The following is a 26,331-nucleotide window of genomic DNA, read 5'->3' as shown; positions in this document are numbered from 1 at the left end:
GTGCTGGGCGCCAAGTGCCCCGCCACGCCCTGGGGGGGGCCCAAAACCCCGGGTGGGGGGGGGGGGTTCCGTTTTGCGCACCCCCGCCCCTCGCAGGTTTTTCGGCGGCCGGTCAGTCGTCGTCGTCGAGCCGGAACCCGACCTTCAGGCCGACCTGGAAGTGCTTGACCGCTCCGTCCTCGATGTGGCCGCGGACCTGCACCACCTCGAACCAGTCCAGGTTGCGCAGTGTGCGGTCGGCGCGGGCGATGCCGTTGCGGATGGCGGCGTCCACCCCCTCGTGCGAGGAGCCGACGATCTCGGTGACCCGGTAGGTGTGGTCGGACATGGCGAGTACTCCCTGTGCGGCGGTGGCGGGATCCCCCGCCGTCCACCGTGCACCAGCGGGCCGGGACGGGCATCCCGGCTTCACCCGGCGGGGCGTCAGAACGCCGCGCGGACCTCGCCGACCACCTGGCCGCCGCCGTGCAGCGGGGAGGATGCGATCCGCTCCAGCACCGGGTCCTGGACGCCCAGCCGGCGCAGCGCGGCGGCCAGCACCGGGCCGCGGGCCCGCTCCGCGCCGTCCTCGATCTTGAAGGCGAGGGCCCGGCCGTCGGCCAGCGCGACCACCTGGACGGCCTCGGCGCCCATCTTGGACAGCGCGCCGGGCACCGCCCGCATCAGCCAGGTGTCGGGGCGGCGGGTGCCGGCCACGTACTCGGGGTGGGCGCGCATCGCGTCGGCGACCCGGCGCTGCTCGGTACCGGGATCGGCCAGCACCAGGGCGCGGTAGCCGCGGGCCAGGCCGGTCAGCGAGACGGCCAGCAGCGGGGCGCCGCAGCCGTCGGTGCCGGTGTGCGCGGCCTGCTCGCCGGTGGCCTCCTCCAGCGCCGTACGGGCCAGCAGCTGGATGGGGTGCTCGGGGTCGAGGTAGCTCGCCAGGTCCCAGCCGTTGGCGGCGCAGGCGGCCAGCCAGCCGGCGTGCTTGCCGGAGCAGTCCATCAGGATCGGCGCCCGCTCGCCGCCGGAGCGCAGCAGCTCCTCCGCCTCGACCTCGTCCAGCGGCAGGTCGGCGGGGGTGCGCAGGGCGGCCTCGGTGAGGCCCGCGTCGGCCAGGATGCGGCGGACCGCGGCCCGGTGGAAGGGCTCGGCGGAGTGGCTGGAGGCGGCCAGCGCGAGCTGTTCGCCGTGCAGGGCGAGGCCGGCCCGCAGGGTGGCCACCGCCTGGAAGGGCTTGGCGGTGGAGCGCGGGTAGACCGGCTGCTCGGGGGTGCCCAGCGCGTACGCGACGGTGCCGTCGGCGTCGAGCAGGACCAGCGAACCGCGGTGGCGGCCCTCGGTGAAGCCGGAGCGTATGACCTCGGCGAGGGCGGGCAGGACGGACTGCGACACGGGAGGGTCTCCAGGAATGCGACGAGGGTGGGTGCGGGCCCGGCCGCGTCCCGCCCGCTCAGCTCCCGCCGAGCAGGTCCTCGACCCGGGCCTCCCCCTCACGGTACCTGCGGGTGATCTCCGCGCCGCAGTCGTCCGCGGTCCGTTGCAGCGTCTGGCGGCGGTCGGACACCTCGCGTTCGTGCTCGGCCAGCCGTTCGACGGCGGCCAGCAGGTCGGCGGTGGCGTGGGCGCCGAGGTCGGCCAGTTGGACGTCGCCCATCAGGGCGTCCGCCTCCAGCCGGTAGCGCTCGCCGCGCGGCGGGCCGAGGGTCAGGTGCCGGGCCGGGCGGCGGGTGGCGGACGGGGCGTCCGCGAGGATCGCGGGCAGCCGGTCGAGCAGGGCGCACTGCGCCTCGCTGGCGCCGGCCAACGGGATCTCCCGGCGCTGGAGCTCGGCCCGCAGGATGTCCATCCGGCCGTGCAGCAGGCGGCGCAGGTACGACAGGTCGGCCTCCTGCTCCAGGGCGTCCCGGCGCAGCACCCGCAGTTGCTCCAGGGCCAGGCCGGCCAGTTCGTCGATCGCGCTCACGTCCATCAGTCCGACCACCTGCCGTAGTACCTGTGCCCGCCGGTCGCGGGACCGCCCGTCATCCAGGGTTCCCCCGGTGGGCGATGCCACTCGTGCGGGTGACGCGGTTCGCCGGGACGGCGGACGCCCACTCGGGGCCCGGATGGCTCCGGGCCGTCGGACAGCGTGCCACCCCGGGACCCGGACCCGCACGCCCGAGTACCCGAACGGCCCCCTGGCGAACACCCCTGGCTAGTACGAAGAATCCGCGCCATGGGCTCACCTGCACCGATCGGGGCGCATCATGTGCGACCCCGGCGTGCAACTCGGGGCCACGCGCCCCCCGGACGGGCGTGCGGGCACAATGGGCGGCATGCGAGCAGTGGTGCAGCGGGTCGCCGAGGCGACCGTGACGGTGGACGGCGGGACGGTCGGCGCGATCGAGGGGCCCGGCCTGTGCGTCCTGGTCGGCGTCACCCACGAGGACACTCCGGCGCAGGCGGCCCAACTGGCCCGCAAGCTCTGGACGCTGCGGCTGTTCCCCGGCAGCCCCGAGCAGTCCTGCTCGGAGCTCGGCGCCCCGCTGCTGGTGATCAGTCAGTTCACCCTGTACGGCGACGCCCGCAAGGGCCGCCGCCCCACCTGGAACGCCGCCGCCCCCGGCCCGGTCGCCGAACCGCTGGTGGACGCCGTGGTGGCCGAACTCCGCGCGCTGGGCGCGAAGGTGGAGACCGGGCGGTTCGGCGCCGACATGAAGGTCGCGCTGGTGAACGACGGCCCGTTCACCGTCCTGCTGGAGGTCTGAGCCGAGGAACGGCGGCCTCAGGCCGGGACGATCACGTCCTGGCTGCCGGGCACGCCGTCGGCCAGCAGCACCGCGTCCACCGGGGTGTTGCGCTTGACCAGGGCCAGCGCGACCGGGCCGAGCTCGTGGTGGCGGGCCGCGGAGGTGACGAAGCCGACCGGGCGCTCCTGGCCGTCCACCCGCACCTCGGCGCCGTGCGCGGGCAGCTTCTCCTCGGTGCCGTCCAGGTGCAGGAAGACCAGCCGGCGCGGCGGACGGCCCAGGTTGTGCACCCGGGCGACGGTCTCCTGGCCGCGGTAGCAGCCCTTGTTCAGGTGCACCGCGCTGCCCAGCCAGTCCACCTCGTGCGGGATGGTGCGGTGGTCGGTCTCGAAGCCCAGCCGCGGCCGGTGCCCCTCGATCCGCAGCGCCTCGTACGCCCACACGCCCGCGGCCGGGCCGAACTCGGCGACCGCCTCGGCCAGTTCGGCGCGCGGCAGGAACAGGTCGCGGCCCCACGGGAGTTCGCGCACCGCGGCGGCCCGGTCGGCGGCCGCGGTGGAGCCGGCCGGCAGGAACACCACGGCGTAGTCCGCGGTGGCGTCGGCGACCTCGGCCCGGTTCCAGAACTTCATCGACTCCAGGTACGCCACCAGCGCGGGCGCGGTGCCGGGCTCGACGTGGATCCAGGTGGTGGCGCCGTCGTCGACCAGGTAGAGCGCGTGCTCGACGTGGCCGTGCGGGGACAGCACCAGCGCCTCGGTGGCCTGCCGCGGCGGCAGTTCGCTGACGTGCTGGGTGAGCAGCAGGTGCAGCCAGCTCAGCCGGTCCGGGCCGGTCACGGTGATCACGCCGCGGTGCGAGAGGTCGACGAAGCCGCGGCCGGCGGCCAGTTCGCGCTGCTCGCGGAACAGGTCGCCGTAGTGGGCGGCGACGCCCTCGTCGGGACCTTCGGCGGCGACGGCGCCGGGCAGCTCAAGCAGCGGGCTCTTCATACCGGCCAGCTTACGACCGGCGGCCGCGGTCCACGGCCGGGGTCCACAACGGCAGGCTACGACCGCGGTCTACGACTGCGGGTGCTCCACCTTGGCCGTGCAGTCGCCGCAGCGGCCGAAGATGGCGAAGTGCTTCAGGTCGGTGTCGAAGCCGTGCTGGGCGCGCAGGCTGTCGATCAGCGGCGCGGCGATCGCGGTGTCGGTCTCGGTGACCCGGTCGCAGTCCCGGCAGACCAGGTGCAGGTGGGTGTGCCGACCCGCCAGGTGGTAGGTGGGCGCGCCGTGCCCGAGGTGGGCGTGCGAGACCAGGCCGAGCTCCTCCAGGAGCTCCAGCGTCCGGTACACGGTGGAGATGTTCACGCCGCTGGCGGTGCGGCGGACGTGCACCAGGATCTCGTCCGGGGTGGCGTGGTCGAGCACGTCGACGGCCTCCAGCACCAGCTGGCGCTGCGGAGTCAGCCGATAGCCGCGCTCGCGCAGGTCGGCCTTCCAGTCGGTGGTGTCGGTGTTCGCCACGGTGTCCCTGCCCGTTGAGAGGTCGTGCCGACCAGTGTAGGGACCGACCGCCCGGTCGGTCCCCCACTCGGTCACGCTCAGCGGAAGAACGCGATCCCGTCGTCCGGGAGGTCGTTGACGTCCTTGATCAGCTGCGCCGGGTTGAGCACCTTCTTCAGCTGCGCCGACATGTACGGCCGCAGCGGCACCTCGGGGGCGGCCTTCTCGCCGACCCACAGCAGCTCGTCCTTGACCAGGCCGAACAGGCGCTTGCCGCCGCTGTAGGGGGCCGCGCCCTCGATCCGGGCGACCGCGTCGGTGGCCAGGTCGATCTGCGGCTTGCCGTCGTGCAGCTTGCCGTACCAGATCTCGACGGTGCCGTCGTCGCGCACCGAGGAGACCTCGATCTCGCGCTCGCCGCTGGTGCCGTGCTGGTTGCTGGTCACCCGCCAGAAGGCGTGCTCCATCTCCAGCGGGCGGACCTTCTCGCCCTGCTCGTCGAGCACCCAGGTACGGGAGCGGAACTCCAGGAAGGGTCGTCCGTCGTGGCGGAAGACGATCTCCTGGCCGAAGTTGCACTTCTCCGAGCCGGGGAAGTCGTGGACGCCCGCGCCCTCCCAGGTACCGAGGAGGAAGGCGAGCGGGACGACGTCCCGGTGGAGGTCGGAAGGAATCTCGATCATGGTCCTGGCTGCTGTCGTCGGACGGTTACCGGCTCAACCGTACGGCAGTGCTCAGCGCTGGCCCTGGTAGAGCTTCATCACGGAGAAGATGGCGAACCAGGTGATCAGCACGGCCACCAGAACCAGGACACTTTCGAAGAAGATCTCAAGACCGGACACGGTGTGCTCCCAGGGGCGGGTTCGACGGAGGAACGGGGCTTTCCACTACGGCCGGGAGTCTATCGGGCGGCCCCTGCGGCCGTAGTCTCTGGGGCATGTCGAAGAAGCTGGTCATCAAGGTCACCGCCGGTGCGGACGCGCCGGAGCGCTGCTCGCAGGCCTTCACGGTCGCCTCGGTCGCGGTCGCCAGCGGCGTGCCGGTCTCGCTCTGGCTCACCGGTGAGTCCTCGTGGTTCGCGCTGCCCGGCAAGGCCGCCGAGTTCGAGCTGCCGCACGCCGCGCCGCTGCCCGATCTGCTGGAGGCGATCCTCGCCGCCGGCTCCGTCACCCTGTGCACCCAGTGCGCGGCGCGCCGGGAGATCGGCCCGGCGGACGTCATCGAGGGCGTGCGGATCGCCGGCGCGCAGGTGTTCCTGTCCGAGGTGATGGCGGACGACACCCAGGCGCTCGTCTACTGATCCGCTACCGCTCGTCGGGGGGCTCGCGGTCCGGCCGGTCCCGGTCGTGGCCGCGCTGCTCCCAGTGCGGGTCGTCCCAGCGCGGGTCGTTCCACCAGTCGTCGTCCTTGTCGCGCCGGTTGGCGAGGACGGCGGCCAGCGGCGGTATCACCATGGCGACCACGCACATGCCGATGGCGGCGCCGACCGAGTAGAAGCGCACCACGCCCCACGCGAGGACGAACAGCCCCAGGCAGACGCCCATCATCACGAAGTAGCGCACATGCCGCCGGTGTGCCTGCACGCTTCCAGGGTAGGCCGAGGGCCCCGGACGCCGTAAGACGTCCGGGGCCCTCTCCGCAGTCGTCAGACCGCGATCGCGACCTCGGTGAACTCGCCCTGGGTGGCGACCACCTGGCGGTCCACGGTGGCGCCGGGCACCAGGGCCCGCAGGGTCCACTTGCCCGGGCGGGCGAAGAACCGGAACTGCCCGGTCGCCGAGGTCGGGACCTCGGCGGTGAACTCGCCGTTCTCGTCCAGCAGCCGCACGTAGCCGTTAACCGGCTCCTCGTTGCGGGTCACCGAACCCTGGATGATCGTCTCGTTCGCCACGTCAACTCCTGCCAGGTCCGGGCCGCCGGCCTTCGCACCGCACATGTCTGTTCTCCCTCTTCCTTGCTTCGCGCGAGCCGGGGCTCAGTTGCCGAGCTCGATCGGCACGCCGACGAGGCTGCCGTACTCGGTCCACGAGCCGTCGTAGTTCTTGACGTTCTCCTGGCCGAGCAGCTCGTGCAGGACGAACCAGGTGAGCGCGGAGCGCTCGCCGATCCGGCAGTACGCGATGGTGTCGGTGGCCAGGTCGACGCCCGCGGCCTCGTAGAGCGCCTTCAGCTCGTCGTCGCTCTTGAAGGTGCCGTCGTCGTTGGCGTTCTTCGCCCACGGGATGTTCTTCGCGCTCGGCACGTGGCCGGGGCGCTGCGACTGCTCCTGCGGGAGGTGGGCCGGGGCGAGCAGCTTGCCGGAGAACTCGTCGGGCGAGCGGACGTCGACCAGGTTCAGGGTGCCGATCGCGTTGAGCACGTCGTCGCGGAAGGCGCGGATCGAGGAGTCGGCCGGCTGCGCGGTGTACTGGGTGGCGGCCCGCTCGGGCTGCTCGACGACCAGCTCGCGGGAGTCCAGCTCCCACTTCTTGCGGCCGCCGTCCAGCAGGCGGACGTCGCCGTGGCCGTACAGCTTGAAGTACCAGTAGGCGTACGAGGCGAACCAGTTGTTGTTGCCGCCGTACAGCACCACCGTGTCGTCGTTGGCGATGCCCTTGGCGGACAGCAGCGCCTCGAAGCCGGCCTGGTCGATGAAGTCGCGGCGGACCGGGTCCTGCAGGTCCTTCTGCCAGTCGATCCGGACCGCGTTGCGGATGTGGTTCTTGTCGTAGGCGGCGGTGTCTTCGTCGACCTCGACGACGACCACCTTCGGGTCGTCCAGGTGGGCCTGAACCCAGTCGGCATCGACCAGGACGTCGGTGCGGCTCATTGCTGATTCTCCATCCGGGGGCGGTTGGCGGAAGGCTGCTGGAGGGTCTCCCGGGCCGCGTTGTCCGCACACCTGTCCGCATGCTGGGACGGCGTGAGGTGCGGCAGAGCCGGGAGGCCGATCGTGAGAGGTGTGCTCGTCGTCCCCGACGCACCGGTGCGGAAATGCTGCCGGTTCGCGGCGTCGGGACGGGGGCGGGCGTGCCGTGACTGGGGTCAGGACCGCCCGGTCAGCGCATTCGACACAGGCAGCTCGACACGCGGCAGTGGTCTACCGCCCGCCGCTTTGTGAGGTCCGCCTGTCGCTTCATGACGACGATGCTAGGGACTCCGGAGGGGCGCTGTCATCATCGTGTCGAATACTGAGACCAGATCGCTCGAATCCTGGGATTTACCGCTTTTCCACCGCATGCCGACCGGCCCGGACCCCGTGCGGGGACCGGGCGAACCGGTGCTGCGGAGGATTTCTCCGGCGGCGCTGGACAGACCGTCTCGCCCACCGGACAGGCGTCAGTGTCCGAGCGTGGTGCCGGGAGCGACGGTGAAGCGCAGCCGCACGCCGTCCGCCTCCGGGGTGGCCTCGGCCAGCGACAGGCCCTTGGGCAGGCCGGTCAGCCGGAACTTCTGGGGCTTCAGCAGGTCTCCGGCCAGGCCCTTCAACGAGGCGGCGGTGCCGGTGAGTTGGAGGCCGTCGACGACGATCGTGTCGGGGCCCTCGCTGTGCAGCTTGCCCTCGATCCCGCCGCCGGGCACCGAGGCCTTCACGGCGCCGGGGCCGGCGTACTCCAGGCCGAGCAGGCCGCCGCCCTTCATGAACTTGGCGAGGTCCTTGTACTCGACCACGCCCTGGCCGTCGCCGCGTCCGACCGTCACACCCCGGTAGGAGTCGGTGAACTTCACCTGGGACAGGTCGGCCTTGAAGGCGTGCACCGTCACGTGCTCCTTGCCGTCGGTGACGGTCATCCCGTCCGAGGAGAGCGTGACCTGGTCGAGCTCCCCGGCGACCGCGCTGGTCAGGAAGGGGACGTCGCCGATCTCGACGGTCGGCTTCTCGGTCAGCCAGCCGGAGGAGACCGCGGCGTCGGCGGCCTGGTCCTCCGCGACCCCGACGGCCACCCGGTCGGCGGCGACCAGCAGGCCGCCCACCACGCCGAGTCCGATCAGCAGCTTCACCGCGCCATGCATCGTTCCCCCTGAAAGGCTCCGGCCGGACCGCTCCGTCGACGAACCGGTCCCGGACATAGGACGATCGCACGGATACCCGGGTTCCGGTGCGGCACTCCGCCGAACCCGCGCTCAGCCACCGGCGAACGGCGGCAGCACCTCGACGGTGCCGCCCTCGGTCAGCGGCACCGAGGCGTGCTCCCGGCCGCCCACCGGGTCGCCGTCCACCAGGTACGAGCACATGCCCAGCACCCGCAGCAGCTCCGGCCGCCCGGCGTGCTCGGCCCGCACCGCGGCCAGCGCCTCGGCCAGCGTGACGGCCAGGTACGGCTCCTCGGCCCGGCCCGCCGCGACCTTGGCGGCCGCCCAGTAGCGGACCGTCCCGTTCACCCGCACAGGTGAATCCGAGGTGGGACGGGCATCGGCGGTCGCGGTCACGGCAACCCCTCTCGGTGGTCCTCGCCCGGTACGGCGGCAGCGGCCCGGTGCGGCCCCATCATCGCCCCCGGCCCCCGCCGCCGGGCAAACCTCCCAGGTCATCACGGGGGCGCAAGGTGTCGTACTTCACCCGTTCCGGGGCCCCTCGCGGGCCCGTGCGCCGCCCGCGCCACTCCCGACCGCAAGGGCGGTCGGCTATTCTCGATTCCGAGAGGGATCCGGGCAGAGTCGCCCCCGGGTCCTTTTGTGCTTTCAGGACGCCAGTCGGACGTTCCGGCGCACGGTGCCCCACCCGCACCGGCCGCCGGACCGGCCCCGCCGCCGACCGCACGACGACGTGCCGGCCGCCGGCGGACAGAGCGGAGGGACCGCCGATGGACGAGGCAGCAGCGGGACGCCAGGGGATGCGCGAACCCCGGTCGGCCGCCGCCCCGTCCGCCGCCGCTCCCTCCGGGCCGTCGGCGCTCCCCCACCCTGTACCGCGCCCGCCGTCCCCGCGGCGGCCGCGACCGCGACGACCCGGAAAGGGGACTGGCCAGGTATGAGTTCACTGCTCCTGCTGACCAACGCCCTGCAACCCTCCGCCGAGGTGCTGCCCGCCCTCGGCCTGCTGCTGCACAGCGTCCGGGTGGCCCCCGCCGAGGGATCCGCCCTGATCGACACCCCGAACGCCGACGTGATCCTGGTCGACGGGCGCCGCGACCTGCCGCAGATCCGCAGCCTCTGCCAGCTGCTGCGGTCCACCGGCATCGGCAGCCCGCTGATCCTGGTCGTCACCGAGGGCGGCCTGGCCGCCGTCACCGCCGAGTGGGGCATCGACGACGTGCTGCTGGACACCGCCGGCCCGGCCGAGGTCGAGGCCCGGCTGCGGCTCGCCCTCGGCCGCCTCCAGGTCGCCGTGGACGACTCCCCGATGGAGATCCGCAACGGCGACCTGTCGGTCGACGAGGCCACCTACTCCGCCAGGCTCAAGGGCCGCGTCCTCGACCTCACCTTCAAGGAGTTCGAGCTCCTCAAGTACCTGGCGCAGCACCCCGGCCGGGTGTTCACCCGGGCCCAGCTGCTCCAGGAGGTGTGGGGCTACGACTACTTCGGCGGCACCCGCACCGTGGACGTCCACGTGCGCCGGCTGCGGGCCAAACTCGGCGTCGAGAACGAGCAGTTGATCGGCACCGTACGCAACGTCGGCTACCGCTTCGTGGTCCCGGAGCGGACCGACAGGAGCGCCGAGCGGACGGAACCGGGCAGAGCCGCCGCGCACCGCGAACGCTGATCGGCCGCGGGACGGCCGGGCGGTGCCACCCCCTCGCCCGGCTTGCCCGGATCGGTCCGATTCGGTCCCGATCGGTCCCCTCCGGCACCCCGTCCCACCAGGTCCGGCCCGGGCTCGACGCGCCGCGCCACCCGCGTAGACTCCCCCCGTGGCCAAGGTGACGCGCGACGATGTAGCCCGACTGGCTGGGACCTCGACCGCGGTCGTCAGCTATGTGATCAACAATGGTCCCCGGCCGGTCGCCCCGGCCACCAGGGAAAAGGTGCTGGCCGCGATCGAGCAGCTCGGGTACCGCCCGAACTCCGTCGCCCAGGCGATGGCCTCCCGGCGCACCAACCTGATCGGCATGGTCGTCCCCGACGCCCGGCAGCCGTTCTTCGCGGAGATGGCGCACGCCGTGGAACGCGCCGCCTCCGAGCGCGGCAAGCTCGTGCTGATCGGCAACTCCGACTACGTCGACGACCGCGAGGTGCACTACGTCCGCGCCTTCCTCGGCATGCGGGTCTCCGGTCTGATCCTGGTCAGCCAGGGCCCCTCGCAGCGCGCCGCCGAGGAGTTCGCCGCGATGGAGGGCGCCAAGGTGGTGCTGCTGCACCGCCGCCCCGAGGCGATCGACGACGTCGCCGTGGTCACCGACGACGTCGGCGGCTCCGAACTGGTCGTCCGTCACCTGCTCGAAGTGCACGGTCACCCGTACGTGGCATGTTTCGGCGGCCCGGTGGAGTCGCCCGCGCCCGGCGACCCGGTCATCGACCACGTGGCCGGCTGGGAGCTCGCGATGGCCGCGCACGGCCTGCCCACCGAGCCGCACCTGATCGACGCCCCGTTCCACCGCTACGGCGCCTACCAGGTCGCGCTGGAGCTGCTCTCCTCCGACCGGCGGCCGCCGGCGATCTTCTGCTCCACCGACGACCAGGCGATCGGCGTGCTGCGGGCCGCCCGCGAACTCGGCCTGAAGGTCGGCAAGGACCTCGCGGTGGCCGGCTTCGACGACATCCCAGAGGCCGGGTTCGCCGACCCGCCGCTCACCACCGTCGCCTCCGACCGGGACGCGATGGCCCGGGCCGCCGTCGACCTGGTCCTCGACGACTCGCTGATGGTGCCCGGCAGCGACACCGAACGGGTCCGCAAGTTCCCGTCCCGGCTGGTCGTGCGGCGTTCCTGCGGCTGCTCCGGCGACCCCGCCTGATCCCCGGCCTGACCAGGCTTTATGAGAAACTGACGCGCTTCTCGGAGAACTCGTACCGCCCTCTCATCGAACGTTCATGAAGCGGGCGGAACGTCATCCCCATGAGCGAGCACCGCAGCACCCACGAGCCTCACCCCCAGGACGGCGGCGCGGGCTGGCTCCCGCCGACGCCGCCGGCCGCGCAGCAGCAGCCGTACCCCGTGCACCCCGGGCACCCGGCACTCCCGCCCACCGCCTTCGCCACCGGCCCCGAGCTGCCGCCGCCTCCGCCGGGCGGCCCCGGCCACCGCGCCCGCCGCGGCCTGCTGAAGAGCCGCCTCGCGCTGGTCACCGCCGTCGCCACGGTGGCCGCCCTGCTCGGCGGCGTCACCGGCGGCGTCCTGGCGAACGACCGCAGCAGCAGCTCCAGCACCGCCGCGGGCAGCACCCAGACCCGTCCGGTGGCGGCCGACGCCAACGGCAGCGCCAACGTCTCGGCGATCGCCGCCACGGTCTCCCCCGCCGTCGTCCAGATCACCGTGCAGACCGGCAGCGGCACCGCGACCGGCACCGGCGTGATCCTCACCGGCGACGGCCAGATCCTCACCAACTACCACGTCATCTCCGGCGCGGTGAGCGGCGGCGGCCGTACCACCGTCACCTTCCACGACGGCCGGACCGCCTCGGCCACCGTCACCGGCACCGACAAGTCCCTGGACACCGCCGTCATCACCGCCTCCGGCGTCAGCGGCCTCACCACCGCCGTGCTCGGCGACTCCGACGCGACGGCCGTCGGCGACCCGGTGGTCGCCATCGGCAACCCCGACGGCCTCACCGGCACCGTCACCTCCGGCATCATCTCCGCCAAGAACCGCACCGTCTCCGTCCAGGTCGACGAGGGCACCACCAGCGGGAACGGCGGCTTCGGCTTCCCCAACCTGCCCGGCCTGCGCGGCTCCACCGGCGCCAACGGCACCTCCGGCGCCTCCAAGGGCGACACCGCCAGCTACCAGGCGCTGCAGACCGACGCCGCGCTCAACCCCGGCAACTCCGGCGGACCCCTGATCAACACCGCCGGCCAGGTCATCGGCCTCAACTCGGCGATGTACTCGGCGAGCGGCTCCGGCTCCACCGGCTCCTCGGAGGCCGGCAGCGTCGGCCTCGGCTTCGCCATCCCGATCAACAGCGTCAAGCAGGTGCTGCCGCAGATGCAGGCCGGCAAGAACCTCTGACACCCGCCGGTTCCGTCCCCGAGCGACGGACAATGGCCACGACCGCACCGGACTCAGAAAGGGCCCCGCGCCGATGACTCCCCCCGCCGACGACCGCACTCCTGCCGAGGCCCCGGGCGGCGGCGCCCGCGTCCTCGTGGTCGACGACGAACCCGCCCTGCGCGACGCGCTGGAATCCAGCCTCGCCTTCGAGGGCTACCAGGTCACCACCGCCACCGACGGCTACGAGGCCCTCACCGCCGTCGAACGCGAACACCCCGACCTGGTCCTGCTCGACATCATGATGCCGCGCATGGACGGCCTCACCGCCGTCCGCCGGATGCGCTCCCGCGGCGACACCGTCCCCGTGCTGATGCTCACCGCCCGGGACGCCGTCGGCGACCGCGTCACCGGACTCGACGTCGGCGCCGACGACTACCTCGCCAAGCCATTCGAGCTCGACGAACTCCTCGCCCGGGTCCGCGCCCTGCTCCGCCGCAACGCACTCGCCGCGGAGGCCGCCGCCCGCACCGCCGCCGACGAGGACGACGGCGAGGTGCTGGCCTTCGCCGACCTGCGGATGAACACCGCGACCCGCGAGGTCACCCGGGCCGGCACCACCATCGAACTCACCCGCACCGAGTTCATGCTGCTGGAGATGTTCCTCTCCCACCCGCGCCAGGTCCTCACCCGCGAACAGATCCTCAAGGCCGTCTGGGGCTTCGACTTCGAGCCCTCCTCCAACTCCCTCGACGTCTACGTCATGTACCTCCGCCGCAAGACCGAGCAGCACGGCATGCCCCGCATCATCCAGACCGTCCGCGGCGTCGGCTACGCCCTGCGCGCCGTCACCAGCGGCGCAGCGGCGTGAAGCAGATCGGCCGGCTCACGGGGTGGTTCCGCAGCAGATCGCTGCGGAGCCGGCTGGCCATGCTCACGGCTGCCGCGGTGGCGGTGGCGATCGCGGTGGTGGCGGCGGCATGCTGGCTCGTGGTGCGCGACAGCCTGTACCAGCAGGCCCGGAACGATCTGGCGGAAGCGCCCAGGCCGCTGCCGGGCCGGGAGCTCGTCCTCGGGCCCTGCGCCGACAACGCCCAGGACGCGCTGGCCGCGCTGCCGCCCAACACCGACAGCCTCCATCGGAACATGTGGGACATCCAGGTGGTCACCGCCGACAACCGGGTGTGCTTCACGCCCGGCTCGACCCGGGTCATCGACACCGTCCCCTCGGACCTCAAGGCCGGCAGCCCGAACCGCGCCACCTACCGGGAGGGCCGGTACACCGATGGCAAGCCGGCACTGATCCGGGTGATCCCTGCCTCGGTGGGCGGCAAACCTGCGGTGATGCTGACCGCCACCTCGCTGAGCAACGTCCACGAGTCGCTGAACAACCTCGCCCTGCTGATGACCGGCGTGGCCGGTCTCGGCGTCATCGGGGCGGGTGTCGCCGGCCGGGTCGTCGCCCGGTCCGCGCTCAAGCCCGTCGATCAACTGACCGACGCCGTCGAGCACATCGCCCGCACCGAGGAGGTCGGCAGCACCATCCCGGTCAACGGCAGCGACGAGATCGCCCGCCTCTCCGCCTCCTTCAACTCGATGTCCACCGCCCTCGCCAACTCCCGCGAGCGGCAGACCCGCCTGATCGCCGACGCCGGCCACGAACTCCGCACCCCGCTCACCTCGCTGCGCACCAACGTCGACCTGCTGATCCGCTCCGACGCGCAGGGCCGCGCCCTGCCGCCGGAGACCAGGGCGCGGATGCTGGGCAACATGAAGGCGCAGATGCAGGAACTGACCGTGCTGATCGGCGACCTGCTGCAGCTCTCCCGCCCGGACACCCCGAACCCGGAGGCGGTGCGCACCGTGGTGCCGTTCCACGAGACGGTGGAACGCGCGCTGGAGCGCGGCCGACTGCGCGGCCCGGCGCTCACCTTCCTCACCGAGGTCAACCCCTGGTACGTGCACGGCGACCCGGCCGCCCTGGAACGGGCGGTGATCAACCTGCTGGACAACGCGGTGAAGTACTCGCCGCCGTCCGGCACGGTCGAAGTCCGGCTGCGCGCGGGCCGGTTGACGGTCCGCGACCACGGCCCGGGCATCCCGGCCGACGAACTCCCCTTCGTCTTCGACCGCTTCTGGCGCTCCCCGTCCTCCCGCCAACTGCCGGGCTCCGGACTGGGGTTGTCGATCGTCGCGCAGACCGTCCGGGACACCGGCGGCCAGGTCTCGCTCGGTCCCGCCTCGGACGGCGGCCCCGGCACGCAGGCGGTGATGGTGCTGCCCGGGCAGCCGGACGACCCGCGCTGAGACAGGCCGAAGGGCGGGACACCGAAGTGCCCCGCCCTTCCTGGCTACTGCTGCGTCAGCCGATCGACTGGCCGACGCCGATGACCTTGATCCGGTTCTGGGCCGGCGGGGTCAGCGGGGCGGTGGCGGTGCTGTGGTTGGTCAGGTACGTGTTGAACAGGTCCAGGTCGGAGGCGCCGACGAGCTTGTCGGTGCCGGCCGCGAAGGCCGGGAAGCCGTCGCCGCCGCCGGCCAGGAACTCGTTGGCGGCGACCCGGTAGGTGGCGTTCGGGTCGACCGGGGCGCCGTTCAGGCGGACCGAGTCGACGATCACTCGGTCACCGCCGGCCTTGTTCAGGTCCAGCGTGTAGTTGAGGTTGGAGGAGATCTGCAGGATCTTCGGGGCGGCCGTGTTGGAGCCGGAGACCTGCTGCTGCAGGACCTGGACCAGCTGGGCGCCGGTCAGGGTCTTGACCTGCATCATGTTGGTGAACGGCTGGACGGTGAACGCCTCGCCGTAGGTCACCACGCCGTCGCCCTCGCTGCCGGACGCCTTGTAGACCAGGTCCGAGCGGATGCCGCCGGGGTTCATGAAGGCGACCTGCGCGCCGCCCTTGTCGGCGGGCGCGAGACCGGCCAGCTGCGCGTCGGCGATCACGTCACCGAGCGGCTTCTCCAGGTCGGTGGAGCCGCGGCCGTTGATGTCGGCGCTGATGTAGCCGACGGCCCGGTTGGCGATCGGGGCGGACAGCTTGCTGTACCGGTCGATCAGCTTGGTCATGTCCGGCGCCTTGGGCACGTCGCGGCGCACGACGTGGTTGGCCGCCGTCACCGACGGACGCACGATGGCACCGGTGCGCTTGTCCAGCTTGAGGTCGATCTCGGTGTACAGGCGGCCGAACGAGGCGGCGCTGGTCACCGAGCGGGGCACGCCGTTCGGGTCGGGGATCATGCAGGCGTACGAGTTGTGGGTGTGGCCGGTGACGACCGCGCCGACCGCCGGGTCGAGGCGCTTGGCGATGTCCACGATCGGGCCGGAGATGCCGGAGCCGCCGGAGCCGCAGTCGTAGTTGTAGACGCTGCTGGCCGGCAGGCCGCCCTCGTGGATCAGCGCGACCACCGAGTTGACGCCCTGGCGCTTCAGCTCGGCGGTGTACTTGTTGATCGTCGCGACCTCGTTGTCGAACTTGAGGCCCTGCACGCCGGCGGCGGTGACGATGTTCGGGGTGCCCTCCAGGGTCACGCCGATGAAGCCGACCTTGACGCCGCGGACGTTCTTCACCCAGTACGGCTTGAGCAGCTGCTTGCCGGTCTTCTCGTTGGTGACGTTCGCCGCCAGGTACGGGAAGTCCGCGCCCTCGAACTTGCGGCCCTTCTCGTAGCAGCCGTCGGTCGGGTGGCAGCCGCCGTCCTGCATGCGCTTCAGCTCGGCCGAGCCCTCGTCGAACTCGTGGTTGCCCACCGAGGTGACGTCGAGGCCGATCTTGTTCATCGCCTCGATGGTCGGCTCGTCGTGGAACAGGCCGGAGATCAGCGGGCTGGCGCCGATGATGTCGCCGGCCGCGACCGTCACGCTGTTCGGGTGGCCCTGGCGGGCGTCGCGCAGCGCGGTGGCCAGGTACTCGACGCCGCCGGCGGGGGTGGCGACGGTCTTGCCGGTGGTCGGGTCGATCTCGTTGACGGTGCCGGACGACCCCGCCGGGGGCTCCAGGCTGCCGTGCAGGTCGTTGATGGCGAGGAGCTGCAGGTCCTCGTACTTGGGCTTGTCCTGGCCGTGCCCGTGCGCCTCGGCGGTGGCCGGCAGGGCCATCGAGCCGAGGAGGGCGGCGGCCGCGGCGACCGCGAGCGCGGTCCTGCGGTGGCCGGTGGATCCGGAAATGGGCATGAGGGTCCCCTGCACCGTCGGGGCCGCGGTGGACGGCGGCCTGGCGTTGTATCGGGGAGCAGCCTAGAGTCCACGCGCGTAGCTGTCAGGAACCCTGAAGTAACGAGCTGGTATCCGAAGGCTGACGACTTCTCTGCCGACGCCCGGTCGGCCCTCCGCCGCCGGTCAGCTCCTGGGCCGCAGGTCAGATCCTCGGTTGCCGGTCAGATCCTCGGCTGCGCCGCCAACTGGTGCTCGGCGCGCTCCCGCTCCGCCACCGCGTCCTCGGTCATCGCGCGGTCGGTGTAGACCAGCGGACGTTCGGCCTCGGTGATGATGTGCTTGACCACCTGCACGTTGCCGTTGACGTCCCACACCGCGATGCCCGGCGACAGCGTCGGGATGATCTCCACCGCCCAGCGCGGCAGGCCCAGCACCCGGCCGGTGGCTCTCGCCTCCTCGGCCTTCTGCATGTAGATGGTGCGGGTGGAGGCCATCTTCAGGATCGCCGACGCCTCCTTCGCCGCCGCGCCGTCCACCACGTCCGACAGGTGGTGGACGACGGCCACGAAGGACAGGCCGAGCCGGCGCCCGAACTTCAGCAGCCGCTGGAACAGCTGCGCCACGAACGGGCTGTTGATGATGTGCCACGCCTCCTCGACCAGGAAGATCCGCTTCACCCGGTCCGGCCGCAGCCAGGTGTGCTCCAGCCACACCCCGACGATCGCCATCAGGATCGGCATCGCGATCGAGTTCCGGTCGATGTGCGACAGGTCGAAGACGATCAGCGGCGCGTCCAGGTCGATGCCGGCCGAGGTCGAGCCGTCGAACATGCCGCGCAGGTCGCCGTCGACCAGCCGGTCCAGCACCAGCGCCACGTCCAGGCCCCAGGACTGCACCTCTCCGATCTCCACGCCGAGCGACTCCACCGCCGACAGGTCGGGACTGCGCAGCGTGTCGATGATGTCGTTCAGCACCGGCTGACGGTCCTTCACCGTGGCGTGCACGTGCGCGTGCGCGGCCTTCAGCGCGAAACCGGCCCGCTCCTCCAGGGTGCGGCCCATCGCCACCTCGATGATGGTGCGCAGCAGCGACAGCTGACCGGTGGTGGTGATCGCCGGGTCCAGCGGGTTGAGCTTCACCCCGCCGTCGCGGGCCGCCATCGGGTCCAGCCGGATGGACTTTATCCCCAGCGCGTTGGCGATCAGGTTCCACTCGCCGACGCCGTCCTCGCCCTGCGCGTCCAGCACCACCACCTGGCGGTCACGGAACCTCAACTGCCGCAGCACGTACGTCTTCTCCAGCGCCGACTTGCCGTTGCCGGACTCGCCCAGCACCAGCCAGTGCGGGGCCGGCAGCTGCTGGCCGTACAGCTGGAACGGGTCGTAGACGTAGCCCTTGCCGCTGTACACCTCGCGGCCGATGATCACCCCGGAGTCGCCCAGGCCGGGCGCCGCCGTCGGCAGGTACACGGCCTGCGCCTGGCCGCTGGAGGTGCGCACCGGCAGCCGGGTGGTCTCCACCCGGCCGAACAGGGCGCTGGCGAAGCCGTCGGTGAGATTGCCGATCATGTGCGGGCCTCCGAGGGGTCAGCGGCGGATGCCGGTGGCGAACGGCAAGGTGTTGGCGAACGCCCGGTGGTGCTCGCGGTCGCACCACTCCAGCTTCAGGTAGCTCTTGCCGGCCGAGGCACGGATCGTCCGCTTGTCGCGGGCCAGCGCCTCCGGGCTGCGCGCGGACACCGTCAGGTAGCCCACCAGGTTCACGCCGGCCGCGCCGGACGCCAGGTCGTCGCCGCGCTGGTCCACCCGGCCGGTGTGGGCCAGGTCGCGCGGGTCCACCGTGCGGTTCATCTTCGCCGCCCGGCTGGCCTCCGCCTCGTCGTTGGTCTTCTCGGTCAGCATCCGCTCGATCGCCACGTCGGTCGGCTCCAGGTCCATGGTGACCGCGACCGTCCGGATCACGTCCGGGGTGTGCACCAGCAGCGGCGCCAGGAAGTTCACCCCGACCGGGGTCAACGGCCACTCCTTGATCCACGCGGTGGCGTGGCACCACGGCTCCCGGGTCGCCGACTCGCGGGTCTTCGCCGTCAGGTACTGCGGGTGCGTGGCGTCCAGCTCGGCCGGCCAGGCGTTGCGCCTGCTCATCGCCTGGATGTGGTCGATCGGGTGGTCCGGGTCGTACATCGAGTGGATCAGCGACGCCAGCCGGGCCTGCCCCAGCGGCTGCCGCACCCGGATGTCCGCCTCCGCCAACCGGGCGCAGATGTCGGTCAGTTCACGCGCCATCACGGTCGCCAGGCCGTCGTCCCCGCGGTCGCCCTTCCCGCCGCCCTCCCGCCCGTACGCGGTCCGCCCCATCGCGTGCGCCTCGGATGCCAGATCCCGGGTGTACTGCATGCAGGCCACCAGGTACGCCCGGTGCTGCTCCGAGGAGGTCGACACCATCGACTGCAACTGGTCGTAGCTCTCCAGCAGCCAGCGCGGCGCCGAGTGGTCGCCGCGCCGCTCCACGTCCTTGGCGTGCGCGTCCGGGTCGGCGGGCAGCGTCCGGGCCAGGATCTGCAGCCGCGTCACGAAGCCGTCGCCGTTGGCCACATGCTTCAGCAGCGTGCCGAACCGGTCGACCAGTGCCTCCTGATCCTCCGAGTCGCGCAGGCCCACGCCCGGGCCCTCGATCTCGATCGCCGCGGTCACCGTGCGCCGCTCCAGGTGCATCAGCACCGCGACCTCGTCCGGCCCGAACGGCGCGGTCAGCCAGCGCAGCCGCCCCACCCCCGGCGGCGGACCGACCTCCACCTCACGCCCGTCCAACCGCGTCCCGGCCTCGTGCACGTCCGGCTTCCAGACCGCCCGGCCGCTGCGCACCGTGCGCCGGTACGTCCGGTTGATCTCCATCCACTTGTAGAACGTCCGCCGCCGGTACGGCACGTACACCGCCATGATCGCCAACAGCGGGAAGCCCACCAGGCCGGCCAGCCGCAGCGGCAGGATCGGCACCCCCAGACCCCACAGCATGCCCAGGCCCGCGCCGGCGATGATCAGCACGATCTCGCCGGTCTCCCGGTTGCGCCCGATCGGCGCGTTCGGGCGCGCCTTGCCGATCAGATAGCTGCGGCGCTGCTGGGCATACGGCTGGGCGTACTGGGCGCCGTACTGGCCGAACTGATCGCTGCTCATCTACCCGTCACCCTCCCTTCGGGTTGTTGACCGGGGCCTGGGACTGCGCGGGCGGCGCGGCCATCCGCCCGGGGTTGGCGGGACGGGACGCGTGCGCGGCGATGCCCGGGGCCACCCCGCCACCGCCCGCACCCGGCGAGGCGTTCCCGGCCTGCGGACCGCCGCGCGAACCGTGCGTCGAAATGCCCTGCTTCACCAGGTTCGCCGGGCCGTTGATCATCGCACTGCCTGCCTGCACCGCACTCGCCCGAGCCTGCCGCATCGACAGCAGCTCGTCACCGAAGCCCGGCACGAACCGGTACACCGCCGCGCTCGCGAAGATCGACAGGAACAGGATCGCCAGACCGCTCAGCACCCGCGCGAAGTCGTCGTCCGCACCCGAGCCGGTCGCCACCGCACCCGCCAGACCCAGGATGATCACGATGATCGGCTTCGCCAGATCGACCGCCAGCATCATCGCGGCCCACCGGCGCACGTGCTTCCACAGCTGCTTGTCCACCAGCCCCGCGTACACCGCCGTCCCCAGCAGCGCGCCCACGTACAGCATCGCCGCCCGGATCACCAGCTCGATCCACAGCACCGCGGCGGCCAGCACCGCCACCAGCGACACGATGATCAGAATCAGCGGGCCACCGCCCATGCTGCCCTTGTCCAGCGTGTCCGCGAACCCGCCCAGGTACGTCCCGGTGTCGGACTTCGTCCCCGCCGCGACCGCATCCGTCAAGCCGTCGGTGACCGTCACCACCGTGTACAGGATCAACGGCGTGAACGCCGAAGCGATCACCGTCAACCACAGGAACCCGACCGCCTCGCCGAACGCCTGCCCCAACGGAGCACCACGCACCGCGCGCTTCGTCACCGCCAGCAGCCACAGCACCAGCGTGACCACCGTCGACACCGCGAACACCACCGCGTACTGCTGCAGGAACGCCGCATTCGTGAAGTCGACCTTCGTCGTCCCGTCGATCGCCCCCGCCAACTGCCGCACCACCCACGCCGCAGCCTGCGCACACCCCTTCGCCAACGACCCCAACGGGTCGGTCACCGAGGAGACCGAGTCCCCACCGATCACGGTGGCGCCGTCGGGGGCGCAGAGCTTGTCGGCACCCGGCACCGGAACGTCCACCTTGCAGGACGGCTGGGCGCTGGGAGAAGGGTCGGCAGTGGCGACCCGGGCCACCGCGAGCATCGTCATCTGCAGCACGGCGCTTGCGCCGGCCAGGGCTGCGACTCGGCGGCCGAAGCCTCTGCCCGATCCGTCAGCGCGCATAGCGGAAACCTCCGAACTGCTGGACGGCACCCGTGATCTCCTCCGAGGTCGCGGCCTGTTGATCAGCGGGCAACGGAGCCGGGCCTGCCTTCCGGCTGTAGTCGATCAGCTTCCAGTCGCTGCCGGTCCAGCGCAGCGTGATGTTGAGCGTGTACCAGTTCTCGGTGACCGGGATGGTCGAGCCGTCACCGGTCAACCCCACCAGCGAGTTGCACCACACATCCACCTTCGTTCCGGTGTCCGAGAAGTTCGCCAGGTCGGTGCCGATCGGAACGGTGCGGCTGATGAACGTCAGGCTCTTGGGCGCGCTGCCCTTGGCATCGAGCCCGTAGCGCGCGTTGGTCTCCGGGGAGAAGGCCTGGTCCAGGCGGGACTGGAGGGTGGGGAGGGTGGTGGGGTCGGCGAGGGTGGCGAGGATGGTGTGGCGGGTGTCGGGGCGGAACATGTCGGTGGAGCCCAGTGCGACGGCGTAGTTGGCGGCGGCCGACTGCGCCCCCTGGTCGGTGTGGGGGTAGCCGGTGGCGATGCCGTTGGCGGTGGTGGTGACGGGCTGTTGGCCGCTGGCGGCGGTGTGGTCGGCGGCGGGTCCGTTGCCGCCGGAGGCCTGGTCGCCGGAGCTCGCGGCGGGGGTGCGCCCGGGAACCGACTTGTCACGGTTGGCGATGGCGACCGCGATCACCAGCAGGGTGACGATGCCGAGGATGGTCAGGAGAGTGCGAAGCGGCCTGGCCTGACGGCCGGTCGCGGGGCTGGTCTGTTCGGCGACCGGTAGCCGCGTACGGGTGTGCGGCTGGTCGTCGGACAACGGCACGGGGGCCCTCCTGGTGCGGCGTCACCGCGCGGGGGGCGCGGCGGCGTGACGGGTGTTTCTCGGTGTCGGCGCGCGGTGGGTGGATCGGCGCGAACGGGGCGGAAGTTGTCCGATCGTCAGATCGCCATGCCGTAGACAATGGTGAACAGGGTGCCGAGGGAACCGATGATGAACACGCCGGTCAGGCCGGCGATGATCAGCCCCTTGCCCTGTTCGGCACTGAACGTGTCACGCATCGCGGTGGCGCCGATGCGCTGCTTCGCGGCGCCCCAGATGGCGATGCCGAGGCAGACGAGGATCGCGACGGCCATCACGACCTGGACCATCACGCGGGCCGAGGAGCCGAGCGAGGCGAACGGGCCCCAGTCGGGGGCGATGCCGCCGATGATGGTGTCGATGCTGGCCTTCTTGGGCGGGTCCTCCGCCAGGTACCCGATCACTGTGCTGTCCACGTTCAGGTTCATCCCATCTCACCGCCCGATCAGGAAAATTCAAGGCCCCGGACCACGGTCGAGCGAAGGGGCAGGTCCTATTCTTGGCCAGATCTGACGTCGACTTGGCTGCTTCTCGCGGATTGCTCGTGGCGGCCGGACGCCTCCGCCAGGATGTCCGGTAGTTCGAGGATACTGCCCGCCCTTGGTATCTGTGATGATTGCACCGGGCAATAACGCAACAGGACATGGCAGCTGACGATCCGTCGGGATGGTGCGGGATGGTGCTCCGGAAGGCGAAGCTCGCGGGTGCCGCGACCGTGGTGGTGGGCATCGGTTTCGTCGGGGTGGTGACCCTGGGGACGTACGCGGCCAGTGGGGCGCCGGAGCGCTCCGGTGAACTGTCCCTGTCCGGCGGGACGGTGCCGGCGCAGTACCGGGCGCAGATCCAGAAGTGGGGCGCGCTCTGCCCGGAGATCTCGGCGCCGATGCTGGCCGCGCAGCTGTACCAGGAGAGCGGGTTCGACCCGTCCGCGAAGAGCCCGGCGAAGGCGTTCGGGATGGCCCAGTTCCTGGAAGGGACGTGGGCGACGTACGGGACGGACGGCAACGGCGACGGCAAGCGGGACATCTGGAACGCGGACGACGCGATCGCCTCGGCCGCCACCTACGACTGCGCACTGGCCAAGGACGTCGCCAAGGTGCCCGGGGACCGGCAGGCGAACATGCTGGCCGCGTACAACGCCGGGCCGTACGCGGTGATCCAGTACAACGGGGTGCCGCCGTACCGCGAGACCCAGGGGTACGTGAAGAGCATCAAGGCGCTGGCCGTCTCGTTCACCGCGCCGGCGAAGGCGGGGGTGCAGCTGGCGCTGTCGAAGGAGGCGGCGGGGGCGATCTACTACGCGCAGAGCAAGCTCGGCATCGACTACCTGTGGGGCGGCACCGGACAGGCCTGGGAGAACGGGCGGTTCGACTGCTCGGGTCTGACCCGGGCGGCGTTCGAGAGCGTGGGCATCGAGCTGCCCCGCGTCGCCAACGACCAGTGGTACAGCGGCCCGCACCCGTCGCGGGACCAACTCCGGCCCGGCGACCTGGTGTTCTTCGCCAACGACCTGGAGGACCCGCGCACCATCCACCACGTGGGGATCTACGTCGGCGGCGGCTACATGATCGACGCCCCGCACACCGGCGCCAAGGTCCGCTACGACACCATCAACCAGCGGGACTACATCGGGGCGACCCGGGTCACCCCGGACGGGGCGGCGGCGCTGCCCAACCGGAACCTGAACGACGGCACCATCACGGCGGGTCAAGGGCCGGCAAAGAGCTGACGGGCCGTCCGCTCGGCATGTGCATGCGGGGTGGACGCTGAGTCAAGTTTGCATAACAGCACGTTTCGGCGGAACCCCTGGCGGCCCCGATCGCGTTGACTCAGGAGGCTGCCGGACGTCCGCACCCGGCCGCACGGACCGGGAACCACTGCGGAAATGCGGACAGGGAGGTGCGGCGTGCCCACGCTGCTCGCCGATGCCGGAACCGGTTCGGGCGACCCCGACCTGGAGCTGCTGAAGGCCGTGAACGGCCTGGCCGCCGATGCGCCCGGCTGGCTGGACTCACTGATCGCCTGGACCGCCGAGTACGGCATCCTGCTGGGCCTGGCCGCGATCGGCCTGACCGCCTGGCTGAGCGCCCGTCGCCGCCCGGACGCACCGATCGCCGTCGCCGGGGTGCTGTGGGCGCCGATCGCGGTCGCCATCGCCGAGCTCGCCAACCTGCCGATCTCGGCCATCGTGGACCGGCCCCGCCCGTTCGTCGACCATCCCGAGATCGACGTGCTGGTCCCCGGCAAGGAGGACACTCTCTCCTTCGTCAGCGACCACTCCGCGATGTCCATGGGCATCGCCGTCGCGCTGTTCCTGGTCAACCGCAAGCTCGGGGTGGCCGCCGGCGCGCTCGCCCTGCTGCAGGGCTTCTGCCGGATGTACGTGGGCGTGCACTACCCGACCGACGTGATCGGCGGCTACGCGCTGGCCACCGCCGTGGTGCTGCTGCTCGCCCCGATCGCGATGGCCGTGCTGGTGCCGCTGTGCCATGCGCTGTCCCGGACGGCGCTGCGGCCGCTGGTTGCGGCCAAGGCCCCGGCGGCGTCCGGCGGCCGGCGTCGGTCGGCCGCCCCGGCCGCCGAGCGGGCGGGCCGTCGCCCGGGTCGGCGCGGGGACCGCGACCGGGAGTCCGACCTGGCGGCCTGACGGTCCCGAGGGATCGGGGGTCAGGCCGGCTCCGGGTCCGCCAGGTGTTCGGCCGCGTCCCGCCGGGCCTTGTCGCGGGAACGCCGCCCGGGGGCGAACCAGCCGCATGCGCACTGGGCGAAGGTGAAGGAGCCGCGCTCCACCACCTCGGCGCGATGGTCGTTCCGTGCTGCCACGCCGGTCGTCTCCGGCTGCCGGTCTGCCACGTCCTTCACGGTAGTCCCCCCGGGCCACACCGGGGGGACGCGTCTCCCGCTGTTCTTCCCCCGTAACCTTCCGCGCCCCAACTCGTTTGCCGGGCAGGCGCGCTGCCCATCCGGGGCGGCTGCTTGCCGGGTCGTCCGGGGCCCAGGGGGTTGTCGAAAACGTGAAGAAGCTCAACCGGGCCGCTGCCGCGGCCGTGCTCGCCGGCCTGCTGACCGCCTGCACCGCCGGCGGGCCGAACCAGGACAGCTCCGCCGACCAGCTGTCCGCCGACCCGCTGACGGCAGTGCGCTCGGCCGCCGACATCACCGGCCGCACCGGCTCGGCGCACGCCTCCACCGAGCTGAGCACCGAGTCCGCCGAGAAGAAGGCGGTGTTCCACGGCACCGGCGGCTACGACTACGTGAAGCGGCTGGGCCGGCTGGAGATCGACGTTCCGCCGGGGGCCGCCACCAGCGGGAAGATCACCGAGGTGGTGCTGCCCGGCACGGTCTACCTGCAGAACAGCGGGGCCAAGATCCCCGAGGGCAAGTGGGTCAAGCTGGACGTCCGCCAGCTCCCGGACGGCAACCTGGTGAGCTCCGGCGCCACCGACCCGGCCACCGCCGCGGGCGCGCTGCGCGGCGCGCAGACCGCCGAACTGGTCGGCTCCGAGACGGTGGACGGCGTGGAGCTGAAGCACTACAAGGGCAGCCTGGACCTCTCCAAGGCCGCCGACGCCACCGGCGGCCGCGGCGCGGACGGCCTGCGGATGGCCGGGCAGACCTTCACGGTCAAGGAGGTCCCGTACGAGGTCTGGTTGGACGGCCAGGGCCGGATGCACAAGGTGGTGGAGAACTTCACCTTCGCCGGGGTGGCCGGCTCCACCGCCGCGAAGGACCAGGTGAAGGTGGTCTCCTCGCTGTCGCTGACCGACTTCGGCAAGCCGGTCGAGGCCGCCGAGCCGCCCGCCGCCGACCTCTGGTCGATGAAGCCCTCGCCCTCCCCGAAGTGACCGCCCCACCCGTTTCGGACACCAGAGATGGCCCGTCCGTGCCATGTGGGCCGGCCTCCGGCTGCCTACGCTGGTACGGGGTCGGGTCGACACGGACGGGGCGCGGAAGGGGTGGAGGCCAATGGCAACCGGGGAGAGCGGCACCGGCGGCCACGACAGCACCGCGCTGGACGAGATCGACCTCGCCGGTGAGCTGATGATCGCCGCCTCGGCCAGCCGCGCCGAGCGCCTGGCCGCCGAGCAGATCGACCAGGTGCTGCTGCGCAGGGACGACCAACAGCCGTCCGGCACGGGCACGGACGGCTGAGCGGGCGTCAGGAGGGCGGGGGCGTCAGGTGCGCAGCAGCCGCGCGATGGCCGCGCTGGCCTCGGCGACCTTGGCGTTCAGCTCCTCGCCGCCGTCCTCCGCGGCGGCCGCGGCCGCGACGCAGTGCCCGAGGTGCTCCTCGAGCAGGGACAGCGCGAAGGACTGCAGCGCCTTGGTCGAGGCGGAGACCTGGGTGAGGATGTCGATGCAGTAGACGTCCTCGTCGACCATCCGCTGAAGGCCGCGGATCTGGCCCTCGATCCGGCGCAGCCGCTTCAGGTGCGCTTCCTTGTCGCCGCTGTAGCCGTGCGGCCCGGCACCCTGCGCCGCTCCGTGGCACGCCGGCGCGGTGTCGGTGCTGGGGGTCTCGATGGTGGTCATCCCGGTCCGCCCTCTTGGTTTCGGTACTCGGCCCTCCCCCGGCCTTCGGCCGGGAGGTGCCCCCAGTTTCCAACATCCGGCGCCGGCCTGGT

General features: G+C 72.0%; 30 protein-coding genes. 11 read left to right on the top strand and 19 right to left on the bottom strand.

Going from position 1 to position 26,331, the window contains the following annotated elements; translation table 11 throughout:
* Window positions 1-112: 112 nt before the first annotated feature.
* The 3 genes from ACFV4P_RS30455 to ACFV4P_RS30445 all read right to left on the bottom strand — a co-directional run bounded on the left by ACFV4P_RS30455 (window position 113) and on the right by ACFV4P_RS30445 (window position 1,951).
* Window positions 113-328 (bottom strand): dodecin, encoded by a 216-nt coding sequence (locus tag ACFV4P_RS30455; protein ID WP_380476615.1) that lies wholly within the window; start codon window positions 326-328, stop codon window positions 113-115.
* A 95-nt stretch (window positions 329-423) separates the two neighbouring features.
* Window positions 424-1,374, bottom strand: a complete 951-nt coding sequence (locus ACFV4P_RS30450; protein ID WP_380476613.1) for an asparaginase — start codon at window positions 1,372-1,374, stop codon at window positions 424-426.
* A gap of 58 nt (window positions 1,375-1,432) precedes the next feature.
* Window positions 1,433-1,951, bottom strand: coding sequence for an ABC transporter substrate-binding protein (locus tag ACFV4P_RS30445; protein ID WP_380476611.1), 519 nt, complete (start codon window positions 1,949-1,951; stop codon window positions 1,433-1,435).
* Window positions 1,952-2,297: 346 nt separating this feature from the next.
* Between ACFV4P_RS30445 and dtd the strand changes: the two genes are divergently transcribed.
* On the top strand, window positions 2,298-2,729 hold the full coding sequence (gene dtd / locus ACFV4P_RS30440; RefSeq protein ID WP_380476609.1) for a D-aminoacyl-tRNA deacylase: 432 nt from the start codon (window positions 2,298-2,300) through the stop codon (window positions 2,727-2,729).
* A 17-nt stretch (window positions 2,730-2,746) separates the two neighbouring features.
* Here dtd and ACFV4P_RS30435 read toward each other — a convergent pair whose 3' ends face one another.
* The 3 genes from ACFV4P_RS30435 to ACFV4P_RS30425 all read right to left on the bottom strand — a co-directional run bounded on the left by ACFV4P_RS30435 (window position 2,747) and on the right by ACFV4P_RS30425 (window position 4,881).
* On the bottom strand, window positions 2,747-3,703 hold the full coding sequence (locus ACFV4P_RS30435; RefSeq protein ID WP_380476607.1) for a YgfZ/GcvT domain-containing protein: 957 nt from the start codon (window positions 3,701-3,703) through the stop codon (window positions 2,747-2,749).
* Window positions 3,704-3,772: 69 nt separating this feature from the next.
* Window positions 3,773-4,219 (bottom strand): Fur family transcriptional regulator, encoded by a 447-nt coding sequence (locus tag ACFV4P_RS30430; protein ID WP_380476605.1) that lies wholly within the window; start codon window positions 4,217-4,219, stop codon window positions 3,773-3,775.
* 77 nt (window positions 4,220-4,296) lie between these two features.
* Entirely contained in the window at window positions 4,297-4,881 is a 585-nt protein-coding gene (locus ACFV4P_RS30425) for an FABP family protein (RefSeq protein ID WP_043915577.1), read from the bottom strand.
* A 254-nt stretch (window positions 4,882-5,135) separates the two neighbouring features.
* On the opposite strand from ACFV4P_RS30425, the gene ACFV4P_RS30420 reads away from it, so the two are divergent.
* Window positions 5,136-5,498, top strand: coding sequence for a DsrE family protein (locus ACFV4P_RS30420; protein ID WP_380476603.1), 363 nt, complete (start codon window positions 5,136-5,138; stop codon window positions 5,496-5,498).
* Between the two features lie 4 nt (window positions 5,499-5,502).
* Here ACFV4P_RS30420 and ACFV4P_RS30415 read toward each other — a convergent pair whose 3' ends face one another.
* The 5 genes from ACFV4P_RS30415 to ACFV4P_RS30395 all read right to left on the bottom strand — a co-directional run bounded on the left by ACFV4P_RS30415 (window position 5,503) and on the right by ACFV4P_RS30395 (window position 8,608).
* Window positions 5,503-5,781 carry a DUF3099 domain-containing protein gene (locus ACFV4P_RS30415; protein ID WP_380476601.1) on the bottom strand — a complete coding sequence of 93 codons (279 nt, stop codon included), beginning with the start codon at window positions 5,779-5,781 and terminating at the stop codon, window positions 5,503-5,505.
* 62 nt (window positions 5,782-5,843) lie between these two features.
* Window positions 5,844-6,134: a DUF1416 domain-containing protein gene (locus tag ACFV4P_RS30410; RefSeq protein ID WP_035864892.1), complete on the bottom strand. Its 291-nt coding sequence runs from the start codon at window positions 6,132-6,134 to the stop codon at window positions 5,844-5,846.
* A 39-nt stretch (window positions 6,135-6,173) separates the two neighbouring features.
* Window positions 6,174-7,007 carry a sulfurtransferase gene (locus ACFV4P_RS30405; RefSeq protein WP_380476599.1) on the bottom strand — a complete coding sequence of 278 codons (834 nt, stop codon included), beginning with the start codon at window positions 7,005-7,007 and terminating at the stop codon, window positions 6,174-6,176.
* 509 nt (window positions 7,008-7,516) lie between these two features.
* Complete coding sequence (locus ACFV4P_RS30400) at window positions 7,517-8,179, bottom strand: DUF2993 domain-containing protein (RefSeq protein ID WP_380476597.1); 663 nt, start codon at window positions 8,177-8,179, stop codon at window positions 7,517-7,519.
* Between the two features lie 123 nt (window positions 8,180-8,302).
* Complete coding sequence (locus tag ACFV4P_RS30395) at window positions 8,303-8,608, bottom strand: MoaD/ThiS family protein (protein ID WP_380476596.1); 306 nt, start codon at window positions 8,606-8,608, stop codon at window positions 8,303-8,305.
* Window positions 8,609-9,149: 541 nt separating this feature from the next.
* Here ACFV4P_RS30395 and ACFV4P_RS30390 point away from each other — a divergent pair.
* The 5 genes from ACFV4P_RS30390 to ACFV4P_RS30370 all read left to right on the top strand — a co-directional run bounded on the left by ACFV4P_RS30390 (window position 9,150) and on the right by ACFV4P_RS30370 (window position 14,567).
* The gene (locus ACFV4P_RS30390; RefSeq protein ID WP_380476594.1) at window positions 9,150-9,881 is read left to right on the top strand and encodes a response regulator transcription factor; all 732 of its coding nucleotides are present in this window, start codon (window positions 9,150-9,152) and stop codon (window positions 9,879-9,881) included.
* 148 nt (window positions 9,882-10,029) lie between these two features.
* Window positions 10,030-11,070: a LacI family DNA-binding transcriptional regulator gene (locus ACFV4P_RS30385; RefSeq protein ID WP_073811626.1), complete on the top strand. Its 1,041-nt coding sequence runs from the start codon at window positions 10,030-10,032 to the stop codon at window positions 11,068-11,070.
* A 101-nt stretch (window positions 11,071-11,171) separates the two neighbouring features.
* Window positions 11,172-12,281, top strand: coding sequence for a S1C family serine protease (locus ACFV4P_RS30380; RefSeq protein ID WP_380476591.1), 1,110 nt, complete (start codon window positions 11,172-11,174; stop codon window positions 12,279-12,281).
* A 73-nt stretch (window positions 12,282-12,354) separates the two neighbouring features.
* Window positions 12,355-13,131 (top strand): response regulator transcription factor, encoded by a 777-nt coding sequence (locus ACFV4P_RS30375; protein WP_380476589.1) that lies wholly within the window; start codon window positions 12,355-12,357, stop codon window positions 13,129-13,131.
* 59 nt (window positions 13,132-13,190) lie between these two features.
* Window positions 13,191-14,567 carry a sensor histidine kinase gene (locus tag ACFV4P_RS30370; protein WP_380476587.1) on the top strand — a complete coding sequence of 459 codons (1,377 nt, stop codon included), beginning with the start codon at window positions 13,191-13,193 and terminating at the stop codon, window positions 14,565-14,567.
* Window positions 14,568-14,622: 55 nt separating this feature from the next.
* Here the strand turns inward: ACFV4P_RS30370 and ACFV4P_RS30365 are convergent, their stop codons facing one another.
* From ACFV4P_RS30365 to ACFV4P_RS30340, 6 genes are all read right to left on the bottom strand, one after another.
* The gene (locus ACFV4P_RS30365; RefSeq protein WP_380476585.1) at window positions 14,623-16,431 is read right to left on the bottom strand and encodes a bifunctional metallophosphatase/5'-nucleotidase; all 1,809 of its coding nucleotides are present in this window, start codon (window positions 16,429-16,431) and stop codon (window positions 14,623-14,625) included.
* Between the two features lie 203 nt (window positions 16,432-16,634).
* A complete protein-coding gene (locus tag ACFV4P_RS30360; RefSeq protein WP_073811634.1) occupies window positions 16,635-17,981 on the bottom strand; it encodes an ATP-binding protein in 1,347 nt (448 codons plus the stop codon).
* 18 nt (window positions 17,982-17,999) lie between these two features.
* Entirely contained in the window at window positions 18,000-19,589 is a 1,590-nt protein-coding gene (locus ACFV4P_RS30355; RefSeq protein ID WP_380476582.1) for an SCO6880 family protein, read from the bottom strand.
* 7 nt (window positions 19,590-19,596) lie between these two features.
* A complete protein-coding gene (locus ACFV4P_RS30350) occupies window positions 19,597-20,859 on the bottom strand; it encodes a hypothetical protein (protein WP_380476580.1) in 1,263 nt (420 codons plus the stop codon).
* On the bottom strand, window positions 20,849-21,670 hold the full coding sequence (locus tag ACFV4P_RS30345; RefSeq protein ID WP_380476578.1) for a hypothetical protein: 822 nt from the start codon (window positions 21,668-21,670) through the stop codon (window positions 20,849-20,851). Before ACFV4P_RS30345 ends, ACFV4P_RS30350 begins: the two co-directional genes overlap by 11 nt.
* A 116-nt stretch (window positions 21,671-21,786) precedes the next feature.
* Window positions 21,787-22,134 carry a hypothetical protein gene (locus ACFV4P_RS30340; RefSeq protein WP_241844401.1) on the bottom strand — a complete coding sequence of 116 codons (348 nt, stop codon included), beginning with the start codon at window positions 22,132-22,134 and terminating at the stop codon, window positions 21,787-21,789.
* A gap of 248 nt (window positions 22,135-22,382) precedes the next feature.
* On the opposite strand from ACFV4P_RS30340, the gene ACFV4P_RS30335 reads away from it, so the two are divergent.
* The gene (locus ACFV4P_RS30335) at window positions 22,383-23,435 is read left to right on the top strand and encodes an NlpC/P60 family protein (protein WP_380476576.1); all 1,053 of its coding nucleotides are present in this window, start codon (window positions 22,383-22,385) and stop codon (window positions 23,433-23,435) included.
* 177 nt (window positions 23,436-23,612) lie between these two features.
* Window positions 23,613-24,353: a phosphatase PAP2 family protein gene (locus ACFV4P_RS30330; RefSeq protein ID WP_380476574.1), complete on the top strand. Its 741-nt coding sequence runs from the start codon at window positions 23,613-23,615 to the stop codon at window positions 24,351-24,353.
* A gap of 20 nt (window positions 24,354-24,373) precedes the next feature.
* Here the strand turns inward: ACFV4P_RS30330 and ACFV4P_RS30325 are convergent, their stop codons facing one another.
* On the bottom strand, window positions 24,374-24,559 hold the full coding sequence (locus ACFV4P_RS30325; RefSeq protein WP_143200204.1) for a hypothetical protein: 186 nt from the start codon (window positions 24,557-24,559) through the stop codon (window positions 24,374-24,376).
* A gap of 161 nt (window positions 24,560-24,720) precedes the next feature.
* Between ACFV4P_RS30325 and ACFV4P_RS30320 the strand changes: the two genes are divergently transcribed.
* Together ACFV4P_RS30320 and ACFV4P_RS30315 are read left to right on the top strand one after the other, a co-directional pair.
* On the top strand, window positions 24,721-25,551 hold the full coding sequence (locus ACFV4P_RS30320) for a hypothetical protein (protein ID WP_380476572.1): 831 nt from the start codon (window positions 24,721-24,723) through the stop codon (window positions 25,549-25,551).
* Window positions 25,552-25,672: 121 nt separating this feature from the next.
* The gene (locus tag ACFV4P_RS30315) at window positions 25,673-25,858 is read left to right on the top strand and encodes a hypothetical protein (protein WP_380476570.1); all 186 of its coding nucleotides are present in this window, start codon (window positions 25,673-25,675) and stop codon (window positions 25,856-25,858) included.
* Between the two features lie 24 nt (window positions 25,859-25,882).
* Here the strand turns inward: ACFV4P_RS30315 and ACFV4P_RS30310 are convergent, their stop codons facing one another.
* On the bottom strand, window positions 25,883-26,239 hold the full coding sequence (locus ACFV4P_RS30310) for a metal-sensitive transcriptional regulator (protein WP_380476568.1): 357 nt from the start codon (window positions 26,237-26,239) through the stop codon (window positions 25,883-25,885).
* Between the last annotated feature and the right edge of the window lie 92 nt (window positions 26,240-26,331).

The organism is Kitasatospora sp. NPDC059795 (genome assembly GCF_042732175.1).
Lineage (GTDB): Bacteria > Actinomycetota > Actinomycetes > Streptomycetales > Streptomycetaceae > Kitasatospora.
The sequence above is the reverse complement of the archived record's forward strand: the minus strand, read 5'-3'. Positions and strand labels throughout refer to the sequence as shown.

Excerpts from the sequence above, each read along its gene's own strand:
- ACFV4P_RS30340 (WP_241844401.1), bottom strand. The coding sequence starts at position 22,134 with ATGAACCTGAACGTGGACAGCACAGTGATCGGGTACCTGGCGGAGGAC.
- ACFV4P_RS30445 (WP_380476611.1), bottom strand. The coding sequence starts at position 1,951 with ATGGACGTGAGCGCGATCGACGAACTGGCCGGCCTGGCCCTGGAGCAA.
- ACFV4P_RS30355 (WP_380476582.1), bottom strand. The coding sequence starts at position 19,589 with ATGAGCAGCGATCAGTTCGGCCAGTACGGCGCCCAGTACGCCCAGCCG.
- ACFV4P_RS30425 (WP_043915577.1), bottom strand. The coding sequence starts at position 4,881 with ATGATCGAGATTCCTTCCGACCTCCACCGGGACGTCGTCCCGCTCGCC.
- ACFV4P_RS30405 (WP_380476599.1), bottom strand. The coding sequence starts at position 7,007 with ATGAGCCGCACCGACGTCCTGGTCGATGCCGACTGGGTTCAGGCCCAC.
- ACFV4P_RS30380 (WP_380476591.1), top strand. The coding sequence starts at position 11,172 with ATGAGCGAGCACCGCAGCACCCACGAGCCTCACCCCCAGGACGGCGGC.
- ACFV4P_RS30350 (WP_380476580.1), bottom strand. The coding sequence starts at position 20,859 with ATGCGCGCTGACGGATCGGGCAGAGGCTTCGGCCGCCGAGTCGCAGCC.
- ACFV4P_RS30375 (WP_380476589.1), top strand. The coding sequence starts at position 12,355 with ATGACTCCCCCCGCCGACGACCGCACTCCTGCCGAGGCCCCGGGCGGC.
- ACFV4P_RS30420 (WP_380476603.1), top strand. The coding sequence starts at position 5,136 with ATGTCGAAGAAGCTGGTCATCAAGGTCACCGCCGGTGCGGACGCGCCG.
- ACFV4P_RS30315 (WP_380476570.1), top strand. The coding sequence starts at position 25,673 with ATGGCAACCGGGGAGAGCGGCACCGGCGGCCACGACAGCACCGCGCTG.
- ACFV4P_RS30335 (WP_380476576.1), top strand. The coding sequence starts at position 22,383 with ATGGTGCTCCGGAAGGCGAAGCTCGCGGGTGCCGCGACCGTGGTGGTG.
- ACFV4P_RS30370 (WP_380476587.1), top strand. The coding sequence starts at position 13,191 with ATGCTCACGGCTGCCGCGGTGGCGGTGGCGATCGCGGTGGTGGCGGCG.
- ACFV4P_RS30435 (WP_380476607.1), bottom strand. The coding sequence starts at position 3,703 with ATGAAGAGCCCGCTGCTTGAGCTGCCCGGCGCCGTCGCCGCCGAAGGT.
- dtd (WP_380476609.1), top strand. The coding sequence starts at position 2,298 with ATGCGAGCAGTGGTGCAGCGGGTCGCCGAGGCGACCGTGACGGTGGAC.
- ACFV4P_RS30360 (WP_073811634.1), bottom strand. The coding sequence starts at position 17,981 with ATGATCGGCAATCTCACCGACGGCTTCGCCAGCGCCCTGTTCGGCCGG.
- ACFV4P_RS30365 (WP_380476585.1), bottom strand. The coding sequence starts at position 16,431 with ATGCCCATTTCCGGATCCACCGGCCACCGCAGGACCGCGCTCGCGGTC.
- ACFV4P_RS30410 (WP_035864892.1), bottom strand. The coding sequence starts at position 6,134 with ATGTGCGGTGCGAAGGCCGGCGGCCCGGACCTGGCAGGAGTTGACGTG.
- ACFV4P_RS30455 (WP_380476615.1), bottom strand. The coding sequence starts at position 328 with ATGTCCGACCACACCTACCGGGTCACCGAGATCGTCGGCTCCTCGCAC.
- ACFV4P_RS30390 (WP_380476594.1), top strand. The coding sequence starts at position 9,150 with ATGAGTTCACTGCTCCTGCTGACCAACGCCCTGCAACCCTCCGCCGAG.
- ACFV4P_RS30310 (WP_380476568.1), bottom strand. The coding sequence starts at position 26,239 with ATGACCACCATCGAGACCCCCAGCACCGACACCGCGCCGGCGTGCCAC.